The sequence below is a fragment of the Bifidobacterium sp. ESL0690 genome, assembly GCF_029392315.1.
Lineage (GTDB): Bacteria > Actinomycetota > Actinomycetes > Actinomycetales > Bifidobacteriaceae > Bifidobacterium.
Map to the genome: position 1 here is coordinate 1,161,925 of NZ_CP113939.1, position 17,429 is coordinate 1,179,353.

General features: G+C 49.7%; 18 protein-coding genes. 14 read left to right on the forward strand and 4 right to left on the reverse strand.

Translation table 11 applies throughout. The annotated features are described in order from the left end of the window. The first annotated feature begins 12 nt into the window (after positions 1-12). The 3 genes from OZX62_RS04650 to pyrE all read left to right on the forward strand — a co-directional run bounded on the left by OZX62_RS04650 (position 13) and on the right by pyrE (position 2,644). Positions 13-831: a dihydroorotate dehydrogenase electron transfer subunit gene (locus OZX62_RS04650; protein ID WP_277177031.1), complete on the forward strand. Its 819-nt coding sequence runs from the start codon at positions 13-15 to the stop codon at positions 829-831. An 86-nt stretch (positions 832-917) separates the two neighbouring features. Further along, positions 918-1,844, forward strand: coding sequence for a dihydroorotate dehydrogenase (locus OZX62_RS04655; protein ID WP_277177032.1), 927 nt, complete (start codon positions 918-920; stop codon positions 1,842-1,844). Between the two features lie 107 nt (positions 1,845-1,951). Then, positions 1,952-2,644 (forward strand): orotate phosphoribosyltransferase, encoded by a 693-nt coding sequence (gene pyrE, locus OZX62_RS04660; RefSeq protein WP_277177033.1) that lies wholly within the window; start codon positions 1,952-1,954, stop codon positions 2,642-2,644. Positions 2,645-2,780: 136 nt separating this feature from the next. Here the strand turns inward: pyrE and OZX62_RS04665 are convergent, their stop codons facing one another. Then, positions 2,781-5,069, reverse strand: a complete 2,289-nt coding sequence (locus OZX62_RS04665; protein ID WP_277176856.1) for a P-loop NTPase fold protein — start codon at positions 5,067-5,069, stop codon at positions 2,781-2,783. Between the two features lie 167 nt (positions 5,070-5,236). On the opposite strand from OZX62_RS04665, the gene OZX62_RS04670 reads away from it, so the two are divergent. The 3 genes from OZX62_RS04670 to OZX62_RS04680 all read left to right on the forward strand — a co-directional run bounded on the left by OZX62_RS04670 (position 5,237) and on the right by OZX62_RS04680 (position 9,026). After that, entirely contained in the window at positions 5,237-7,048 is a 1,812-nt protein-coding gene (locus OZX62_RS04670; RefSeq protein WP_277176857.1) for an AMP-dependent synthetase/ligase, read from the forward strand. A gap of 88 nt (positions 7,049-7,136) precedes the next feature. Further along, positions 7,137-7,586, forward strand: a complete 450-nt coding sequence (locus tag OZX62_RS04675; protein ID WP_277176858.1) for a hypothetical protein — start codon at positions 7,137-7,139, stop codon at positions 7,584-7,586. Positions 7,587-7,646: 60 nt separating this feature from the next. Next, positions 7,647-9,026: a hypothetical protein gene (locus tag OZX62_RS04680; RefSeq protein WP_277176859.1), complete on the forward strand. Its 1,380-nt coding sequence runs from the start codon at positions 7,647-7,649 to the stop codon at positions 9,024-9,026. Between the two features lie 99 nt (positions 9,027-9,125). On the opposite strand, the gene OZX62_RS04685 is transcribed toward OZX62_RS04680, so the two are convergent. Genes OZX62_RS04685 through OZX62_RS04695 form a run of 3 tightly spaced genes read right to left on the reverse strand, consistent with a single transcriptional unit; the run spans position 9,126 to position 10,499 of the window. After that, complete coding sequence (locus OZX62_RS04685) at positions 9,126-9,320, reverse strand: helix-turn-helix transcriptional regulator (protein WP_277176860.1); 195 nt, start codon at positions 9,318-9,320, stop codon at positions 9,126-9,128. After that, on the reverse strand, positions 9,317-9,883 hold the full coding sequence (locus OZX62_RS04690; protein WP_277176861.1) for a hypothetical protein: 567 nt from the start codon (positions 9,881-9,883) through the stop codon (positions 9,317-9,319). Before OZX62_RS04690 ends, OZX62_RS04685 begins: the two co-directional genes overlap by 4 nt. Before the next feature lie 46 nt (positions 9,884-9,929). Next, the gene (locus OZX62_RS04695; RefSeq protein WP_277176862.1) at positions 9,930-10,499 is read right to left on the reverse strand and encodes a hypothetical protein; all 570 of its coding nucleotides are present in this window, start codon (positions 10,497-10,499) and stop codon (positions 9,930-9,932) included. 214 nt (positions 10,500-10,713) lie between these two features. Here OZX62_RS04695 and OZX62_RS04700 point away from each other — a divergent pair, with 214 nt between their 5' ends. The 8 genes from OZX62_RS04700 (at position 10,714) to OZX62_RS04735 (ending at position 17,423) form a co-directional block, all read left to right on the forward strand. Continuing rightward, a complete protein-coding gene (locus tag OZX62_RS04700; protein ID WP_277176863.1) occupies positions 10,714-11,091 on the forward strand; it encodes a metalloregulator ArsR/SmtB family transcription factor in 378 nt (125 codons plus the stop codon). After that, positions 11,072-11,881: a DUF1648 domain-containing protein gene (locus tag OZX62_RS04705; RefSeq protein ID WP_277176864.1), complete on the forward strand. Its 810-nt coding sequence runs from the start codon at positions 11,072-11,074 to the stop codon at positions 11,879-11,881. The genes OZX62_RS04700 and OZX62_RS04705 overlap by 20 nt, the downstream gene beginning before the upstream one ends. A gap of 232 nt (positions 11,882-12,113) precedes the next feature. Then, positions 12,114-12,383 carry an AbrB/MazE/SpoVT family DNA-binding domain-containing protein gene (locus OZX62_RS04710; RefSeq protein WP_277176865.1) on the forward strand — a complete coding sequence of 90 codons (270 nt, stop codon included), beginning with the start codon at positions 12,114-12,116 and terminating at the stop codon, positions 12,381-12,383. Beyond that, on the forward strand, positions 12,377-12,736 hold the full coding sequence (locus OZX62_RS04715; RefSeq protein ID WP_277176866.1) for a type II toxin-antitoxin system PemK/MazF family toxin: 360 nt from the start codon (positions 12,377-12,379) through the stop codon (positions 12,734-12,736). Before OZX62_RS04710 ends, OZX62_RS04715 begins: the two co-directional genes overlap by 7 nt. 247 nt (positions 12,737-12,983) lie before the next feature. After that, positions 12,984-13,802 carry an endonuclease/exonuclease/phosphatase family protein gene (locus OZX62_RS04720; protein WP_277176867.1) on the forward strand — a complete coding sequence of 273 codons (819 nt, stop codon included), beginning with the start codon at positions 12,984-12,986 and terminating at the stop codon, positions 13,800-13,802. 182 nt (positions 13,803-13,984) lie between these two features. Then, a complete protein-coding gene (locus OZX62_RS04725) occupies positions 13,985-15,370 on the forward strand; it encodes an ABC transporter substrate-binding protein (protein ID WP_277176868.1) in 1,386 nt (461 codons plus the stop codon). Positions 15,371-15,585: 215 nt separating this feature from the next. Continuing rightward, on the forward strand, positions 15,586-16,521 hold the full coding sequence (locus tag OZX62_RS04730) for a sugar ABC transporter permease (protein WP_277176869.1): 936 nt from the start codon (positions 15,586-15,588) through the stop codon (positions 16,519-16,521). After that, positions 16,518-17,423 carry a carbohydrate ABC transporter permease gene (locus OZX62_RS04735; RefSeq protein WP_277159221.1) on the forward strand — a complete coding sequence of 302 codons (906 nt, stop codon included), beginning with the start codon at positions 16,518-16,520 and terminating at the stop codon, positions 17,421-17,423. Before OZX62_RS04730 ends, OZX62_RS04735 begins: the two co-directional genes overlap by 4 nt. The last annotated feature ends 6 nt before the right edge of the window (positions 17,424-17,429 follow it).

A 17,429-nucleotide genomic window follows, 5' to 3' on the forward strand; every position in this document is an offset into this window, starting at 1 on the left:
GCAACCGCTTTTATGCCTACTATCACCACCGGGACCGTCGAACGGCAGGCTGCCCAGGCCGGACGGAAGCCCGGAAGGCGCACTGACGAAGTAATCGCCGCTTCGTTGCTGTCCGAAGGAATCTACGAGCTGGTCATTCGTGACCCATACGTGGCCCGAACCGCGCAACCGGCGCAGTTCGTGAACCTCTATCCCGCTGACGCCACGATGGCGCTGCCTCGCCCGTTCGGCGTGGCCAAGGTTGAGGGCGACGATGTGACGCTGATCTATCAGATTGTCGGGGCGGGGACGGCGGAGTTTTCGCTGCTTCAGGCCGGCGATGTCATCGACGTTCTCGGGCCATTGGGCAAGCCGTTCGATACTACCAAGCCTGCGAATTATGTACTTGTTGGCGGAGGCCTTGGTGTGCCGCCGCTGCTGTATGCCGCGCAAAAGCTCAGCAAATGCAATGATGGAACACAGGTCACTTCCGTTTTCGGCTATCGTGACGCACGTTTCGCGGAAGATTTGGTTGCGCCGTTTGCAGACAAGACCTACAGCATCGTTAACGCCGAAGGCAACGTCATCGATCTGCTCAACGATATCGAAGACGAACTACGCAATGTTGGCCAACCGCCGGTGATTCTCTCTTGCGGGCCGACGCCGATGATGAAGGCTGTCGCGGCCTGGGCCAGTAAACGCAATATCCCTGCACAGTTGAGCCTCGAAGCCCGCATGGGCTGTGGCTACGGGGCGTGTGTAGCCTGCGTGGTCGATACGCCGGGCGGAAGGCTCAAAGTCTGCAAGGACGGCCCCGTTTTCACCACCGAAGAACTTGGCTGGGAGGCGTGAGCACGATGGCGGATACGAGCAATGAAAGGGTTGCGGCGATGAACGAACAGGCGAAACGAGCCGAGCAAGCCGAGCAAGCCGAACAAATGAACGTCCTCGCACCTCACGAATGGCGACATAAGACCATCGTCGCGGGAACCGAATGGAAGAACCCGGTCGGCACAGCCTCGGGCACCTTCCAGCTTGACGCCTGCGGGGATTATTACGATGTCAGCCAGATGGGCGCCATCTGCACCAAAGGTGTCTCACCCGTGCCGTGGGAGGGCAATCCCTCGCCTCGCACCGCCGAAGGCCCATCCAGCATGGTCAACGCCGTCGGTTTGCAGAATCCAGGAGTCGACCACTATCTGGTCGACGAACTGCCGCGGCTCAAGAAGCTCGGTGCTATGGTTATCACTAACGTTGCCGGTCATAGCGACGAGGACTATGCGCAGGTCGTTGAAAAACTAGCCGATTCTGAAGCCGATATGCTCGAAATCAATGTCAGTTGCCCCAACGTCAGCCACGGCGGTATGAGCGTCGGCACCGACCCGGTGGTGCTGAGCCGACTTATCAAGCACTTGCGTACGTTGACCGACAAGCCCATGATTGTCAAGCTTTCGCCGAACGTCACCGACATCGTCCAGATCGCCCATGCGGCCGTGGATGCCGGCGCTGACGCGCTGAGCCTTATTAACACGCTCGTTGGCATGCGTATCGACATCAACACTGGCAAGCCGATTATTGCCAACCGTACTGGCGGCGTTTCTGGCCCCGCCATTTTCCCGATTGCTCTGAGCTTCGTCTGGCGCGTGCGTCAGGCCATTCCCGACATCCCGATTATCGGTATCGGCGGTATCGATTCGGGGGAGAAGGCGTTGGAATATCTCTACGCTGGCGCGAACGCCGTTGAGGTAGGTGCCGCTGCATTGGTGGACCCGACTGCCCCGATGCGTGTCGCTCGCGAGCTTGACGAGCTGCTCGATTCCCGTCCTGAACTTGCAGCGAAACTGGCCAAAGGCCAGACCTGGTAAAGCGAATACGAAAATTATCATTTACGATATTTATTGACATGAAAGGTTAAAAGAATATGGCCGAAGACAAAACCAAGCAGTCAACACAAAATGCCGAAAAACCTATGATGACCCCGATTGACGAGCGTTTCACTGAATTCCTGCTCGAATCCGGTGCACTGAAATTTGGCGATTTCACGCTGAAGTCGGGTCGCCAGTCGCCTTACTTCATCAACGCCGGCGCGTTCAACGACGGTCGCAAGATTGCCACGTTGGGCGCGTTTTACGCCGAAAAAATCACCTCGGCCATCGCCGACGGCACGCTTCCCAAGGATATCGCCACGATTTTCGGCCCCGCCTACAAGGGCATCCCGCTCGCGGTCTCCACGTCCATCGCGCTCACCAGCATGCATGGGATGGAAGTCGGCTACACCTTCGACCGCAAGGAAAAGAAAGATCACGGCGACGGCGGCATCCTCGTCGGCACGCCGCTTGAGGACGGTATGAAAGTCCTCTTGGTCGATGACGTGATGACAGCTGGCACCGCTGTCCGCGAGGTTGTCCCGAAACTCAAGTCCGCCGCCAACGTCGATATCGTCGGCTTGGTTCTTTCGGTTGATCGCATGGAAAAAACCAAAGATTCCGATATGTCCGCCGTCAAGTCGGTCGAACAGGAATTCGGTTTCCCGGTTCTCTCCATCGCCAACGTACGCGAGATCTTCGCCGCCGCCTCCCGCATGGTCACTGTCGACGGCAAGCCACTGCTCAGCGACGATGTCAAAGAACGCGCCGATAGCTATCTGGCCAAGTATGGTGCGTAAAAGGTTTATTGAAATAGTTCGCTTTATTACTCATACATGGTTGGAATAGTAAAAGTTTTCTTTCTGTTTCGAACATCTTGGTTTTAAAATAGAAAGGAAACTAAATGGTAATCTCTAGCCGCTCTATAAAGCGCAATTATTGTTGTTGTATTTGTTTCTCCCAGTTGTTTGCAATTTTTGCAGCATCTACTTTGCTGACCGATTTGGACGAGTTTTGAGTGTCAAAAGTCTTTTCGTAGGCGGCCACAGCTAGCCAATCACAAGAGAGACTATGACGGAATGTCGAATCGATAATCCAAGATTTTATTGCTGCTCTATAAGATTGGGGGGTTATCAGCTTTTGCAAAAGCGACAAATTCATGACGTAATTTTCATCTTTTTCAGTAGTAAGCGCTTCTGTCGTATATAAAGTGAACTGGTTGTCAGGCAAAAGTTGACGTAATGCTTGAAATGCCTTGTAAGCTTCGTTATCGCTTTTAAATAAGTAAGGTATCGAGTCTGCGCACATTCGTAAAAGGTGATCACTAAATGGTTTTACAGTCTGAGGAGTTTTTAATGATTTAAGCTTATCTCTCAATGACTTCTGAATTTGCGTCCATTTCTCCTTATCTAGAGCATTGTGAATATCAAATAAAGCATCATCGGGGATTGCCAATAGGATTCGCGTATATCGTGAGTCTGTTGATTGCAGTTGAGGCGGTACTTCCTGAATCTGGAATGCAAGGCAAGCAGCTGTAGGAGCAGCCGCGACAGAATTGGATTGACATATCGTCTGTACAATAGCTGAAATAAGTTGTTCTTTCGTTTCAGAGGACTCTTTTGAGTTGTTGATAATAGCAGCCACAACACTCATGGAAATACATTGCCGAAAACTGTCTTTTGCACATATATCATCCAGTTTTAGACAGGATTGAACTACTTTTGTTACGCGGTTTATATTTTTCCCATTGAGATATTTTCCTGCTTTAGCGGCGAAGTATCGATCTTTGAAAATTTTCTTATTATTTTCTTCGTTTAAATCTGAACCTTCAAGAGGGTTAAAGAGAAAGAATTGTTTGAATTCTGATTCATGTAGGAGGTTTTGATTTATTGATAGATAGAAATATGAATCAAAATGTTCCTTTTGATAAATATGACGGTGCGCGTCGCTGGATTCAATAGCGGCGTAGGACCAATTTGAATTAAGAACAGCGGAAACGAATGGGAATAGTGCTTCTAAAGCTGCAAGATTATTTCCAGGAATTGGTTGTTTTAATTCTTGTTTAAGATATTCCCCCCGTCGTTTTTCTTTTCTATCTTGATATCCGTTGTAATCTTGAACTTGAATTGGGCTATAAAGTAGGCTCTTGTTTTCAATAATCCAATGGTGGAGTTTTGGACAAAATACTTCCAAACAAGTGATTCCAAGAAGGTCATCTGTTTCAACATCATCTTTAAGCACGCTATAGCGTAATTGGTACTCATTGACCAAACGAATTACATCTCTTGGTGTATTTAGATATGGCTGGACACACGAAGTCAAGATGCTAGGTCTAGAACCGAACAAATCTAAATCCGGATAATAGATTTCCTTAATGGAATTTCCGGCGATATCTGTGAGTTTGTGATGAAGCAATTCTTCAATTGTGTCTTTAGGCGGTATCGGTAGCTCGACTGGAACTTGAATAATTTTCTCTAAATATTGAGCGCCTTTTTTGTGGCATGTTTTGTTCAACGCTTTTGTGACATATTCTTTGTCGTATAAAAGAACATAAACCATATTCGGCAAGTCGCCTACGGCCTTTACGGCTTGTAGAATCTCCATAACCTCACCATCATTAAGTCTGTCAAGATTGTCAATAAAAACAATAATTCTAGAAGACGTCTTCTTCAGTGCTTTTGACAATTGTTTGTGACGCTTTGCGAGTTTACCTATATCCTGGTTACTAGGGTCCAGTGCTTTTGCAACTTTTTTAAAGTAAGCTGAAATCTCTTTGCTCGTAATTTTCTCAACTGGATGCGTTATATCAATTGTATTCGACACTGCGTCAACGGTGGCACCGGCCGCATTTAAGACGCCTGAACTTTTTTGCCTGAGTAATTCTTTCGACGGACTTAGAACTTTGGCAATTTCAGAAAATAAAAGTGATACAAGTTTGTTACTGTTCGAATACATCCATGGTTCAAATTCCACTATATGGGGTGTTGGATTATCATCATCATTAGCCGCAGGCTTATTAAGCACATCAATAAGCAGATTTTTTAATGAAGTTTTGCCCGACCCCCATGGTCCAGTTATTCCGACGACGAGTCCATGTTCAGCAGGTGATTTCTTTAAGGCTTCTGCTAGGAATCGTACGTATTCTTTGCGTTCAAACTTGTCATCATCTAATTTGTGAACAGGCTCATCAGCGTCGAAGGTCAAAAAACTTGATTCTGTATTCATATGCTAAGTGTAGCTTGTGGGTGCCGTTTTATAATAAAACTAAAAATTTGTAGGCATATAATATATGTTTTCCTGGTCAATAATGAACAATATTAGTGGCTTTGTCTGCTTTTATTCTATCGGCTACGGTAACGTATACTATAGCGTCGCTTCAACGAGGGAGAGTCATGCAACAGGAATACACACAGCCGCTGGTGAGTCCGATCGAAAGTGACCGGAACATCTTCACGTTGCTTGACGATCGTGCCGAGCGTACCCCGAACGAGTCGCTGGTCGAATATGTCGGCGACGACGGCAAGTGGCAGTCGTTTACGGCGACGCAGTTCCGTGACAAGGTCATCGGGCTTGCCAAAGGTTTGATTGCCCGTGGCGTCAAGCCGGGGGATTCCGTTGCGATTATCGCGCATACGTCTTGGCAGTGGACGGCGCTTGACGTCGCCATCATGTCGATCGGTGCGCTCACCGTTCCTGTGTACGAGACCAATTCGCCGTCTCAAGTGCAGATGATCTTCAACGATTCCAATGTCAAGATGGCTTTCGCCGAAGACGATGCGCAGCGTGACAAAATCGATACCGTACGTGATTTCTGCGCCGATCTCAAAGATGTGTATGTCATCACTGCCGGTGCCATCGAGACCATCGAAAAGTTTGGCCAGGGCGTCACTGATGACGAATTCTGGCAACGAGAAAAGGCGGTCAAGGGCAGCGACCTGGCCACTATCGTCTATACGTCGGGTTCTACTGGAACACCGAAGGGCATCGAGCTGACCCATTCGAATTTCGTGTTCATCACCATTTCAGGCGTGCAGTCCATGGGCGACATCCTCAACAAGCCCGGGCGTAGGCTGCTGCTGTTCCTGCCGCTGGCGCATGTCTTCGCCCGATTCATGCAGCTTGTTTGCTTCGCTGGTACCGTGACGCTAGGCCTGTCGAGCAATCTCAAGACCATTCTGGCGGATTTCCGCACATTCAAGCCGACGTTCATCCTTGCCGTTCCGCGTATCTTCGAGAAGATTTATAACGCTGCTTCGCAGAAGGCTGGTTCTGGTGTTGCAGGACGCGTTTTCTCACACGCGACCGAAACGGCCATCGCTTGGTCGAAGGCTCAGCAATCAGGCAAACCTATCCCACGTGCGTTGCAAATCCGTCATGCCGTCTACAACAAGCTCGTCTATTCGACCATCATGCAGATTTTCGGCGGACAGGTCGAATACGCGGTCTCCGGCGGCGCTCCGCTCAACGCGACCATTGCGCACTTCTTCAACGGTGTGGGTCTGCCTTTGCTCGAGGGCTACGGCATGACTGAAACCTGCGCACCAGCGATGGTCAACCCCACGAAGGGCTATAAGATCGGCACCGTGGGCATCCCGCTGCAGGGCGTGTCCGTCGGTGTCAGCAACATCGGAGAGCTATGCATCAAGAGCCGCGCGGTTTGCGTCGGCTATCACAATCATCCAGAGATTACCGAGGAACAAATCGTCGATGGATGGCTGCATACCGGCGATTTGGGCTCCATTGATTCCGACGGTTTCGTGACGCTGACCGGACGTATGAAGGACATCATCATCACCGCCGGTGGCAAGAACGTTTCGCCCGCTGAAGTCGAGACTTCCGTCATGACCTCGCCCGTGGTCAGTCAGTGCGTTATGGTCGGCGACCGCAAGCCGTTCATCGCCGCGATCATCTCTCTCGACTTGCAGGAGACGAACGCTTGGCTCAAGTCCGAAGGTGCCGAACCGGTCAAGGATTTGAAGGAAGCCGGCGAAAACCCGATTGTCCGCGCCGAAGTCGAGCGTGCCGTCAACAAGGCCAATGAGCTGGTCTCTCGCGCCGAATCCATTCGCAAGTTCGAAATCGTCCCCGACGAATTCACCGAGGCCAACGGCATGCTCACCCCAAGCCTCAAGGCCAAGCGTCAGGTCATCACCGACTACTACAAGGACCTCATCGACAACGTCATCTACGCGCCGAAGAAATAAGCGAGTTATCGAGGCCATTTGCGTTTATCGGTTTCGTGATGCGATAATAAGTTCTAGCAGAAAATACTATCGATCATGGAGAGATGTGATGACTACTGCAAAGAAGCCGGTAACAAAGCCAAAAGCGACAAAAGGGAAAGTCCTTGGGAAACTGAGCACAGCTGTCGATATCGTCAATATATTGGGGCAGGTGATTTCTGCCGACCAGGTGAAGCAAGTTGTGGAGTGGTTGAAAGAACAGCAATTCTCTGACAAGTTCATCGAGCTCACCAAGAAGATTCACCTTCCGGACAAGTACGACCCGCTTTCAAAAGTCGAGAATCAATGCGACGCTGTCGAGGAATTGATTCAAACACGTTCCTCGATGCTAGCCGATGACGCCCCAATCTCCGCATGGCGAGTCGAGCTGGATAGGATACGTACTGGTGCCAAATTCGTAAAAGAAGCCAAAGGCAATGACATCAAGAAAGTCAGAGAGCTTGAGAAGCGTGCCGGCAAGCTATACAACAGTGTGTTCATTGCTGTTGTTGGCAAATAACCTTATTTGCTTATCTGTTTAGTCTGTCCGCGTTTTAATGCTGTTTAGAGAGAAGATTCAATGATTTCGGAAGATATCGTTCCAAATCCAGATGATAATAAATCGATTCAAATCGTCAAAGATGACAGCGGAATCATGGTTCTTGGCGATGATTCAGTAGTTGACGAATGGTTGAAGCAGACTGGACTCGATAAGAATGCAAAGGCTATGGCTCAGCGTGCGGTACAGGCATGTGGCAATGGGCTTCAGACGCTTGCCAATACCTCTGCGCAAAGTGGTCGCTGGGTGAAATTGACCAAAGAGTCGGCTGCACAGGTTAAGAAGTATGGTTCAACTGGTACAGGCGTGGTGCGTGGTGAACACGGCAAAATTATCAGTCATCTCAAATTCGAGGATTTGACAAAAGCCTCTTCACTGGCGAACCCTGAAATGTTGGCTGGTGCAGGCGCTGTTATGACACAGATGGCGCTTGAACAGTCGATGCAAGAGATTACCGACTACCTCAATGAGATCGACAGCAAAATCGACGATTTGTTGCAAGATCAAAAAGACCAGACGATTGCGAATCTGATGGGTGCGGCCCGGATGATAGATGAGACCAAGACCATTTACGACAAAGTCGGAGTAATAGCTGATACGACTTGGTCAAAAGTCGATGATTGCCCTATGGATTTGGCGAGTGCGCAGAGTTATGCCTTGGTGAAGATCAGGAACCTTGTCAACAAGCTTGCTGACGAAAAAGACGCAGGCAAGGCTGAAAAGCTATCAGAACAATTGCTTGAGGACGCCACTGATTGGATGTTCGTTATCGGCAAATCGATACAGGCGCAAGATGAGCTGTATGTCATTGAGTTGGATCGTGTGCTTGATGAGCAACCTCAGGAAGTTGAACAGTACAAGGAAGGTATCAATGCTGCTCGTCAAAAGCGTTTGTATGATATCGCTGGCGAATTCGGAGAATTCAGCAAGAGCATTCATGGTTCTGCGGATGGCATACGGTCTCAGAAGGTTTGGCATCCCAATGCTGTAAAGGGGGCGTTGAAAAATCTGCAAGATGTCAACCAACGTCTGTCTGGATTCGCTGTGGCGATCGGTGTTGACGCGGATTCTGTCGAGATTAAGATGGCTCCACGCTGGAAGGACGCTGCCGGCAAACTCATTGTGGACACTACCGCAGGAATCGGTCAGGGTGCCAAGCAGATTGGTAGTGGCGCTGTAAAACTGGGTAAAGGTGCAGGCCAGAAAATCGGAGAAGGTGCCGGATTCGTCGGCGATTACGCAGGTCAACTTGGTGAGAATATCAAAGAAAGCCGTGACAAATTAGCTGAAAAGCTTGCCGATGAACGTGATGAGGAAGCCAAGAATCCTAAGTCTAAAAAGGCCAGTTCTAAGCCAAATCTTCATGATTTTTTGTCAAGACGTAAGGATTCCGGCGAATAATCATCAAGCTTGAGCAGGATGTCACTTATGGATTGATGACATTGTTAACGTTACTCGAGTCCGGAGCTTGCGCTCGCTTTTTATGAGTTGATTGATTGTTCATGTTTCCAGCGTAAAGATATCCTCGATGCTGCAATTGAACAGTTGTGCCAAGCGAAACGCCAGTGGTAGGGAAGGGTCGAAACGGCCTTTTTCTATGGAGATGATGGTCTGACGGCTTACCCCAACGGCTTGTGCCAGTGCTTCTTGCGAAAGGTGGCGTTCTGCTCTCAGCTGGGTGAGGTCGTTCTTCATCGGATGCCTCTCCAACGCAGGATGGCATATCCTCCAAGCCAGGCGACGAGACCTATGCATATGTCAGCGTTGATGAGATTTTGGCATGTGTCAACGCTGATTGGTTTTGTGGCTATGAATTCCAAGGCGAATAAGAATATGACGTTGACGACCAGCATTGCGATGAAGCCGAAAGTCATCGATTCCTGTAGCCATGAGTTTTCAACGCTCTCCTCGCTGTGCTCTTCAAACTCCTTCATTGTTCGTTTATCGACAAGTACGATCCATGCGAAGAGAGTACCGATGAATGTGATGAGAAGGTCCAAAACGGTAATGGTCACCATCTGGGTTTTGGAGTCCGATTTAGGTCCGAATAGACAGACGCAGGCAACTGCAATCGCCGCCAGTGCGCAGCCGATGGCGATGAAGGTGCCCCAAAGCGCAACCTTGCCTCCACCGAAAATGGTGCGTGTTCCAAAGGAACTGGTTTTCGATGGAATTCGAGTTGAATTTGACGATGCGTCATGTGTTTTCGTTGATTCTTCATGCAATTCGTTCACATCATGTTGCTTTTGGTTGTCCATAAATTCCTCTCTTGCTGTCTCAGTGCGTGTCTTGAAGATATTTTCGTTATGCGTTTTTGAAACCTAGGTAGGCATACCGGCCTGCGGTTATGAGGAACCCGACTATCAGACTCGCAGCTACAGCTAGGTAGGCAATCTTCACGTCAATGGGGTTGGCCGCGAACTTGAGAAGGAAAAGGACCACGAAATCGCTGATGATCATCGCATCGAAACCCCAGCTTTTTGCGCTTTTAAACCATGAATGTTCGATGTTCTCTTCGCTGGTGACTTCGGGGCCGGAGCCCTTCACGGAACGTTTATCAGCCAGGGCATCCAACGCAAACGTGCTAGCAAGGATTGCGATTCCAACTCCACTGAGGATGCCCGCGACCAATCTGTCTTTGCCTAGGTTGGTGTTGAGCAGGAACACGGCTACACCTACGATCAGTCCGAGAACACACCCGATGGCGATTGAGATACTCCAGAGTGCGGCTTTTCCGCCTCCGAAAACGGTGCGGGTTCCGAATTTGCTGGTCTGTAAAGTGTCTGGTTCCGTCGCCTTTGCAGTATTGCTGACATTTTCCGTAGGTTTCTTGTCCGTTGTATCGAATGAAGCGCGATCCTTGATATTCATCATGCCTCCTTTGTCTTCCCTTGACTGATTTGCTCATTTTTATAGTAAAGTAGACTTGACTATGTAAAAGAAACTGTACATCATTGGTCAAAGACTGTCAATTCTGATGAAATATATTTCAAAATAAGTTGAATTAGAGGTAAAAAAGCTGTAATCTGTTTATATATTTCAAAACAATTTGAAATATATAGTCGTGTAAATGACGAAAAGAGGGGATATGGGAGTGCAGACTACTTTGTCGGCGCTGTCCGATCCGGCGCGACGGGAAATTCTTCAGTTGCTACGACAGAGGATTATGAACGCCGGAGAGCTCGCGGAGGCAACAGGACTTTCGGCGTCAAGGCTTTCGTATCATCTGCGCAAGCTCAAGGAGGCCGAGCTGGTCACCGACAGCCGGGACGGCACGACCATCTGGTACGAACCGAACCTGACCGTCCTTGACGACACCATCGTCTGGATGAAAGAGCTACAGCGCAACAATGCCGTTTCCAAGGCTTCGCGTTATACAACAAAGCCAGCGAGAAGTAAAACAACTTTATCTGATTCGAGAACAATTGCAACTGAAGCGGTGAGAGATGAGAAAGCGCAGAAATAAGAAAACTGAAGTTCAACAACTGGGTGAGAATAAATCCACGGATATCGAGCAACGTACCAGCTGGAAAGCGGTGATAGCCGGCGCGAAAAAGCAAAATATCGCGATGGTGATCCTTGCTTTGTTGCCGTTGATAATCGTTCTGCTCGCCTTACCCTATTTGCCGGGGATCGTGCCTGCGCACTACAACGCCAGTGGTGAGCTGGACCGCTGGGGCAGCAAATATGAAGAACTCATTTTACCTCTGTCGACATTACTGATATGTATAGGATGGCTTCTAGGTGAGATTCCCCTTGAACGTTCTGCACATAAACAGTCGGGTTCGAATATGAGTCCACAGGCGACCGTGCGGGTATGGGCCCTAGGCGGATGTTGCATGTTCGCGGTGTTCAACGTCATGACTATCTGGGAGATTGCAGACGGTTTCAGTAGGGGAGGCACGGCGTCCAGCATACCGTTGAATCCGATTGTGAACGTTGCTACAGGTTTCGTCTTCATTGTTATCGGGAATGTCTTGCCAAGCACAAAGCCGAACGGATGGTCCGGTATGCGTATGCGTGGAGCCTTTAAAAGCCGCGAGTCCTGGCGCCGTTGCCAGCGTTTCGGCGGTCTGGAATTTATTATCGGCGGCATTGCTCTGATACTTATCGGCATCGTTGCGCATTCATTCCGCTTCATTGAATTGTATGCTGTACTTGCTGTCGGTTTGGTCATAGTAGTGGTATTCGCCGTCTACAGTGCCTACGCCGGCAAGAAATACGGCGATATCGGCGGCCCGATTAACCGTAAGTAACTTAGGTAACTTTTAGCGAAGCAGCTAATCGGAATTACTGGCATCGGCGCAGACTCGTCTATTGATATGTGGATAATCGGGCAGCTGTCCACTTATCCACATTTTCGTTTCTTCGATTTGTTTAGGGCATGGAAAGTCAATATCCTTTTTGCAAGTGTTGAATTTAGAAATTGCTTAACCGCGAAGAAAGGATATACTTATGTGTACACAAGTCTTGGAAAGAGGTGCGCCTATGCCGAAAGTAACAGTGGCAAAGTGGGGCAATAGCGAGGGGATTCGTATTCCCAAGGAAATCAGAGACGAGGCAAGGATTTCGGAAGGTACGGAGCTGGATATCTCTTATAAAGATGGTTCCATCGTGTTGACGCCAAGTACGGTTCGGACTGTAGAGGTCGGCAAATACGATGTTCCGGTACTTAGGGATCTGTTCAAAGGCTATACGGGTTCCTATCGAGGCGAAGAGTGGGACACTGGAGCTCCTGTTGGGAAGGAGATATGGTAATGCAGTTTTTCAAGGGTGATGTTATATGTACCGATTTCCATCCTCCAAAAGGACACGAACAAACCAAAAGACGCTATGCCGTAGTGATAAGCAACGATGATTTCAACAAAGAGTGCAATTTACAGATAGTGTGTCCGATAAGTAATGGGAATAATGGATTTCCCTTGCATTTTAATATAGAAGATTCGTTATTGAATGGGCATGATGCTAAATATGGAAAAGTTTCCGGCTTCGTACAAGTGGAGCAAATGAAGTCTTTCGATCTGAATGCTCGAGATACCGAATATATCGGACGGCTTTCGCCAGTGATGATGCGCAGACTTACGTCTGCTGCTTTGTCGTGCTTGTATTGATTGTTAATAGTCCGTGTTGTATCTGTTCTTTCCATTTCGCACCGACTATTGTCCAGAAGATTGAGACTCCGCAATGTTGAATAAGCAAAGAAACAGAGGGGCACGCGACGTTTGCGTGATAAAACGTAAGCGCTTACTATAGTTTGGTGGCGGGCTTTTGACTTTAGGCGATGGAGAAGAACCGAAGGGCCGAAGAACTCGTCGATATATTCGTAGCAATATCTCAGTCGGTTGCAAAGGAGCGATAATGACCGAATTGGTGATAGGAACGTTCAATCTGCAGTGCACGATTCCCAATGACAGTGAGGCGCAGGCCGGTCTTTTAAAGGAGAATTCGGTTGATATCTGTGCGTTGCAGGAGATAAATTTCGATAATTACCGTTTCGGCCCGGATCGGTTCAACAGCCTTTCCGCGTTCACCAAAGGCAACAACAGTTTTGCCGATTATCGCTATGCTCCTTCGATTGAATTTGCACACGGTACCATGGGCATAGGCATGGTCAGCGAGATTCCGGTGCAAGGTAGCGAAACCATAAAGCTGTATTCCGAAGACGCCAAGCCGGAGACAATAGCCGAACTGCACAAGTGCTACAACGACTATGATCCGCAAAAGCCGGAAACGCTCGAAGCGCTTAAGGAATTCAACCGCCGCACCACTTCAATCGAGCCGCGTGTCGCGATTCGCAGCGAATTCAAAATCGGCGATAAGTCGTTGGCGTTCTACGCCACGCACTTGAGCTTCGAAACCGAGGCCCTTAGGCATACCCAGCTTGTACAGCTGAGAAACATGCTGCGCAAGGACTCCGCGGATTACACTATATTGGCCGGGGACCTGAACGTCGATCAAAGCACGAAGGAACTTGATTTTCTGCGCGATGAGTTCACCCTTTCCAACGGGAATGGGGGAGTCTGGTACGACACGTTCTCGGGCATCGACGAGAATATGAGGGTCAATAGCGTCGACAACATCATCCTTTCCAAGAACATCCGGTTACTGGAAGCGAAAATGATTCCGACCGATTTGTCCGATCACCAGCTGTTGACAGCGAAAATCGAACTTTCCTGATGGTATTCTTTCGGTTTGTTTGCGTTGCCAGGCAAAAAATAACATGCATGGTTTTCTAGACACTTACTTATTTTATGTAATATTAGAAACTCCACTATTGTAATTTGCAAAAATTTGCGTAAGCGCTTACCATGTAACCAGCGATGTGCACTAGAGTACATCGACTACAAGGAGGTAGAGAAGTGAAAAAGAACATGGTTGTCAAGGCGTTGGCTGCTGTTGCCAGTCTGTCAATGCTTACGGGAATGGCTGCGTGCGGTTCGGGCGGTTCCTCGACTCAGGGAAACAATGCTGCCAGTAGTAGTGGCGACTGCAAGGTTTTCAAGAAGTACGGTAACCTCAAGGGCAAGACCGTCACGATGTTCTCGGGCTGGATGGACGAGGAAGGTGACGCTACCAACAAGTCGTTCGACAAGTTCCGTAATTGCACCGGCGCGAATGTCAAGTACGAAGGTTCTTCCGAGCTTTCCGTACAGCTTCCTGTGCGTGTAAAGTCGGGTTCGGCCCCTGATATCGCCGTTGTTCCTCAGCCTGGAATGTTGAAGACCATGGTGAAAACCGGCAAGACCAAGGTCATGCCTGATTCGGTGAAAGCCAATATCGATAAGTACTATTCCAAGGATTGGCAGGAATACAGCTCGGTAGACGGCAAGATCTACGGCATCGCGTTGGATGCTTCCACCAAGTCCTTCATCTGGTATTCCCCGAAGAAGTTCAAGGAGAAGGGTTACAAGGTTCCGCAGACTTGGGATGAGATGATGACTCTCACCAAGAAGATCGCTGCGGACACCAAGGGCACGGATGCCAAGCCTTGGTCGGTCGGCATCGAAGGCGGCGCCAGCACCGGTTGGCCTGCAACCGATTGGCTCGAGGATGCGGTCATTCGTTTCACCGATGTCGATACGTACAACAAGTGGGTTTCCCACGAGATTCCGTTCAACGATCCGAAGATTCTTGCTTCCTTCGAGCAAATTGGCAAGATCCTCAAGAACAACGACTATGTCAACGGCGGCTTGGGTGATTCTCAGTCCATCGCCTCGACTGCTTGGCAGGACGCCGGTACGCCTCTGCTCAACGGCAAGGGCTATATGATGCACATGGCGCCGTTCTATCAGACCAACTTCAAGTCCGCCAATCCTGATATCAAGATTGCTCCCGACGGTGACGCGTGGGTGTTCCTGATGCCTGGCAAGACCAAGGATTCCAAGCCTGTCCTCGGCGGCGGCGACTTCGCCATCTCGTTCGCGAACCGTCCTGAAGTCAATGCGTTGCTCACCTATCTCTCCTCGCCTGATTGGGCCAACGAACGTGCCCGTCAGATGGGTGGCTGGGTCTATCCGAACAAGGGTCTGGATGTCTCGCTGTTGGGCTCTCAGCTCGATAAGCTCTCCTACAAGACCCTGGTCGATCCCAAGACCGAGTTCCGTTTCGACGGTTCTGATCTGATGCCTTCTGAGGTCGGTGCAGGCAGCTTCTGGAAGAAGATGACCGAGTACTTCGCCCAGAACAAGTCCGAAAAGGAAACTCTGGACCAGATTGAGGCTTCTTGGCAGAGGGATGTCAACTGACACATGCTTTTCTGAAGTAAAAACCTGTTGATTGGTTTTACGCCGATCAACAGGTTGGGCTTCAGATTAATAAACAATATAACGTGTGTTAATTGAATGATGTTGGGTGCGGCCTGATGCCGATTTTGCATCAGGCCGCATTCCATGAGCTGCTGGGAGGCAGTACCATGAATGTATTGATGCATCCATCGACAGATCTTCAAAAACTGCTGTTGATGGTAATTGCAATCCTTTTGTTTGTCGCCGTTGTGGGCTTGGTCCTTTTCCTCACCAACCTGCCGAAGCATATGCCGTCTTGGGGTGTGGCCGCTATGTTCCTGTTCCCGGCGATCATATTGATTTGCTTTGGTTTGATTTATCCTGCGATTGTCACTTTCAAGAACTCGTTCTACGGCCGTGACGGAACGCAAGGCGTCGGATGGGCCAATTACATCCAGATTTTCACTGAGCCGCAATTCCTGCGTGTGCTCTTGAACTCTGTATTATGGACGGTCCTGGTACCGTTGCTTTCCACCGCCGTTGGCTTGATCTATTCGGTGGTTGTCGATCGTACGCGTTTCGAAAAGCTCGCCAAGACCCTGATCTTCCTGCCCATGGCCATTTCAATGGTCGGCGCTTCCATCATTTGGAAATTCGTTTATGATCAGCGAGTCGGCTTGCTTTCGGCCGTCTATACCTGGGTTGCAAAACTGTTCGGGCATACGGTGCGAGCGCCTCAATGGCTGATGAATGCACCGTTGAATACATTCCTCCTGATTTTCGTCATGATCTGGATTGAGGCGGGTTATGCGATGACCGTGCTATCCACAGCCATCAAGGGAATCCCCGAGGATTTGGTTGAGGCGGCGCGTCTTGACGGTCTGAATGCATGGCAGCAATTCATCTATCTGACGATTCCGATGATTCGTCCGTCCATCGTCGTGGTCATCACCACCGTCGCGATGGCAGGCTTGAAGTCCTTCGATATCGTGCGAACCATGACAGCCGGCAACTATGACACCTCCGTCATAGCGAACGAATTCTATACGCAGTCGTTCCTGAACCAGAATACGGGACTTGGCGCGGCATTGGCGGTGCTGATGTTCATCATCGTCATTCCGGTGGTCGTCTTTAATGTCAGGCAGTTGAGAAAGTCGCAGGATGTACGATGAGTGAGAAGAAAAAAGCAAGAATATCACGTCGTGAGAAGGCTTTGATTCGTACCAAGAACAAGCTTTCCTCGCCTTGGGCCACTGCGATTTCCATTATCATCGCGGTATTGTGGACCATTCCAACTGTCGGCCTGCTGGTCACCAGCTTCAGGCAGAACAGACTTGCCATCTCCACTTCGGGTTGGTGGACGAGCCTTCTGCCCAAGAACTGGTCCGATTTCGGCCTGGCAAACTACAAAACCGTTCTCGGCGGCACTTACAATCTGGGCGCCTATCTGACGAACTCGTTTGTCATCACCATCCCCGGCGTCCTCATCCCGATTAGCCTCGCCCTGCTCGCAGCCTATGCTTTCGCATGGTGCGATTTCCCCGGCAAGAATATCCTCTTCATCGCGGTGTTCTCGCTGCAGGTCGTCCCGGTGCAGGTCGCGATGATTCCTCTGCTCACGCAGTATGTGAACTGGGGCATCAACAACACCTTCTGGGTCATTTGGCTGACGCATACCATTTTCGGTCTCCCGCTTGCCATCTTCATGCTGCATAACTTCATGTGCGATATCCCCAGGGAGCTTATCGAAGCAGCCAGGGTCGATGGCGCAGGTGATGTGCAGATCTTCCTCAAGGTGGTTCTGCCGTTGATGGTTCCGGCCACGGCTTCCTTCGCAATCTTCCAGTTCCTCTGGGTCTGGAACGACCTGCTTGTCGCTTTGGCGTTCACCGGCAACACCGCTTCGACGGCACCGTTGACCGCACGCCTTTCCGATATGGTCGGCTCCCGCGGATCCGCATGGTACCTGTTGGCTCCTGGAGCCTTCATCGCCATGATTGTTCCTGTGCTGGTGTTCCTCTTCCTGCAGCGTTACTTCGTACGTGGCATGCTTGCCGGTGCGGTAAAGGGCTGATGGATT

Excerpts from the sequence above, each read along its gene's own strand:
- OZX62_RS04650 (WP_277177031.1), top strand. The coding sequence starts at position 13 with ATGCCTACTATCACCACCGGGACCGTCGAACGGCAGGCTGCCCAGGCC.
- OZX62_RS04655 (WP_277177032.1), top strand. The coding sequence starts at position 918 with ATGAACGTCCTCGCACCTCACGAATGGCGACATAAGACCATCGTCGCG.
- pyrE (WP_277177033.1), top strand. The coding sequence starts at position 1,952 with ATGACCCCGATTGACGAGCGTTTCACTGAATTCCTGCTCGAATCCGGT.
- OZX62_RS04665 (WP_277176856.1), bottom strand. The coding sequence starts at position 5,069 with ATGAATACAGAATCAAGTTTTTTGACCTTCGACGCTGATGAGCCTGTT.
- OZX62_RS04670 (WP_277176857.1), top strand. The coding sequence starts at position 5,237 with ATGCAACAGGAATACACACAGCCGCTGGTGAGTCCGATCGAAAGTGAC.
- OZX62_RS04675 (WP_277176858.1), top strand. The coding sequence starts at position 7,137 with ATGACTACTGCAAAGAAGCCGGTAACAAAGCCAAAAGCGACAAAAGGG.
- OZX62_RS04680 (WP_277176859.1), top strand. The coding sequence starts at position 7,647 with ATGATTTCGGAAGATATCGTTCCAAATCCAGATGATAATAAATCGATT.
- OZX62_RS04685 (WP_277176860.1), bottom strand. The coding sequence starts at position 9,320 with ATGAAGAACGACCTCACCCAGCTGAGAGCAGAACGCCACCTTTCGCAA.
- OZX62_RS04690 (WP_277176861.1), bottom strand. The coding sequence starts at position 9,883 with ATGGACAACCAAAAGCAACATGATGTGAACGAATTGCATGAAGAATCA.
- OZX62_RS04695 (WP_277176862.1), bottom strand. The coding sequence starts at position 10,499 with ATGATGAATATCAAGGATCGCGCTTCATTCGATACAACGGACAAGAAA.
- OZX62_RS04700 (WP_277176863.1), top strand. The coding sequence starts at position 10,714 with ATGGGAGTGCAGACTACTTTGTCGGCGCTGTCCGATCCGGCGCGACGG.
- OZX62_RS04705 (WP_277176864.1), top strand. The coding sequence starts at position 11,072 with ATGAGAAAGCGCAGAAATAAGAAAACTGAAGTTCAACAACTGGGTGAG.
- OZX62_RS04710 (WP_277176865.1), top strand. The coding sequence starts at position 12,114 with ATGCCGAAAGTAACAGTGGCAAAGTGGGGCAATAGCGAGGGGATTCGT.
- OZX62_RS04715 (WP_277176866.1), top strand. The coding sequence starts at position 12,377 with ATGGTAATGCAGTTTTTCAAGGGTGATGTTATATGTACCGATTTCCAT.
- OZX62_RS04720 (WP_277176867.1), top strand. The coding sequence starts at position 12,984 with ATGACCGAATTGGTGATAGGAACGTTCAATCTGCAGTGCACGATTCCC.
- OZX62_RS04730 (WP_277176869.1), top strand. The coding sequence starts at position 15,586 with ATGGTAATTGCAATCCTTTTGTTTGTCGCCGTTGTGGGCTTGGTCCTT.
- OZX62_RS04735 (WP_277159221.1), top strand. The coding sequence starts at position 16,518 with ATGAGTGAGAAGAAAAAAGCAAGAATATCACGTCGTGAGAAGGCTTTG.